General features: G+C 69.9%; 1 protein-coding gene. It reads right to left on the bottom strand.

The window, feature by feature from the left end; all coding sequences use genetic code 11:
• Nucleotides 1–114: 114 nt before the first annotated feature.
• Nucleotides 115–1,734: an alpha,alpha-trehalase TreA gene (gene treA, locus NQ204_RS19530; RefSeq protein WP_256644701.1), complete on the bottom strand. Its 1,620-nt coding sequence runs from the start codon at nt 1,732–1,734 to the stop codon at nt 115–117.
• Nucleotides 1,735–1,872: the final 138 nt, after the last annotated feature.

Raw genomic sequence — 1,872 nt, 5'->3', positions numbered from 1 at the left:
CCCCCCCCCCCCCCCCCCCCCCCCCCCCCCCCCCCCCCCCCCCCCCCCCCCCCCCCCCCCCCCGACTCTACAAAGGCCACAGCAGTCGAGCATGGCTCGATGCTGTAGAAGCGCTTATTCGACGTCGGCGGCGCTTTCGCAGGTGCGCTCTGGCGCGCACAGGCGGTCGAGCAGCGCCAGGGTCACGCCATTGCTCCAGCCGAAACCATCCTGCAGCGGGTACTCGCCGCCACCGCCGCCGCTGGCCGAGCCATCCACCACGTACTTCTCCACCAGCTTGCCGTCGCGCTCGTAGACCGACTGCACCGTGCGCAGGAAGCGCACGCCCAGGGTCCGTGCCAGCGCCTGCTGGCCGTAGTGCTGCAGCCCGTCCACGGCCACCCACTGCAGCGGCGCCCAGCCGTTCGGCGCATCCCATTGCTGCCCGGTGTCGCGCTGGGTGGTCAGCAGGCCACCGGAGCGCAGCAGGCCGGTTTCCACGGCATCGGCGGTGCGTCGCGCCTGCGCAGTGTCGGCAATCTTCAGCCACAGCGGGAACAGCGTCGCGGCGGTCAGGGCAGGGCGCTGCTGGCCGCTGTCCAGGTCGCGGTCAACGTAATAGCCCTCGCGCACATCCCACAGCTGCGTGTTGATGGCCGCGCGGCGTGAGGCGGCCAGCTGCTGGAAACGGCGGGCATCGTCACGCGCACCCGATGCCGTGCTGGCGCGCGCCAGCGTCTGTTCCAGCTGGAACAGCAGGCTGTTCAGATCCACCGGCACGATGGAGGTGGTGCGGATGCTGGACAGCTGCGCGGGGTCATCCAGCCAGCGCGAGCTGAAATCCCAGCCGGATTCGGCACCGGCACGCAGATCGCGGTAGACCTGCGAGAGCGCTCGTTGTGATGCCTGCGCCGCCGTGGCCAGGTCATCCGTCCACGATTCGGTACGCGGCACGGCGCGCGCATCCCAGTAGCGGTTCAACAGCTGGCCATCGGCCAAGCGCACCACGCGTTCGCGCGCCTGGCCCGGTGCAAGACCCTCCGCGCCGTGCATCCAGAATGCGTGTTCGATGCGCAGCTGCGGCAGGTAGCGCCGGTACGCGTCGTCACCTTCGTGGCTGGCCAGCAGTTCCACCATCAGGCTGAAGAACGGCGGCTGCGAACGGCTGAGGTAGTAGCTGCGGTTGCCATTCGGGATGTGGCCGTACTGGTCCAGCTGCCAGGCGAAGTTGTCGACCATGTCGCGCACCTGCTGCCAGCGTTGGCTGGACGCCAGGCCGAGCAGGGTGAAGTAGCTGTCCCAGTAATAGACCTCGCGGAAGCGGCCGCCGGGCACTACGTACGGGTGTGGCAACGGCAGCAGCGATCCGTGCGGATCGACGCTGGTGGTATGCCGTTGCAGTACCGGCCACAGGCCTTCGATGTGCGCGCGCAGAGTTTCGCCTGCAGGCGGCACGTAGGCCGGTGGATCGCCGGGTACGTCGAAGTGGGTCGCGACGAAATCGCGCAGCGTGTAACCGGGTTGCTGCTGCGCGGTCTGCCAGTCGGCCAGTACGGCCGCCGCCGGCTGGCGCGGTACGGCGTCGGCGAAGGTCTTCTGGTCGGCAAACAGGTGCGCGCGTTGTACCTGCTGGAACAAAGGAGCCAGTTGCCGGTCGGGAGGCGTAGTAGCGTGGGCGGGTTCTTCGGCGGCTGCATTGGCCATGCTGAGCAGCAATGCCAGCGACGCACCGGCCTGGAACATCGAGGGACGCATGGCGTGCCTCCAGAAGGGTGTGCGGCCACTGTAGGTGAGGGGGCGTGAACGCGGTTTGCCTTTTGTAGAGGCGGGGGGGGGGGGGGGGGGGGGGGGGGGGGGGGGGGGGGGGGGGGGGGGGGGGGGGGGGGGGGGGGG

It is taken from the genome of Stenotrophomonas testudinis (assembly GCF_024499815.1).
GTDB lineage: Bacteria > Pseudomonadota > Gammaproteobacteria > Xanthomonadales > Xanthomonadaceae > Stenotrophomonas.
Note: the sequence above shows the minus strand (reverse complement) of the source record. Positions and strands in the feature narration are given on the sequence as shown.

Coding starts and splice junctions, on each gene's coding strand:
- treA (WP_256644701.1), bottom strand. CDS start 1,734: ATGCGTCCCTCGATGTTCCAGGCCGGTGCGTCGCTGGCATTGCTGCTC.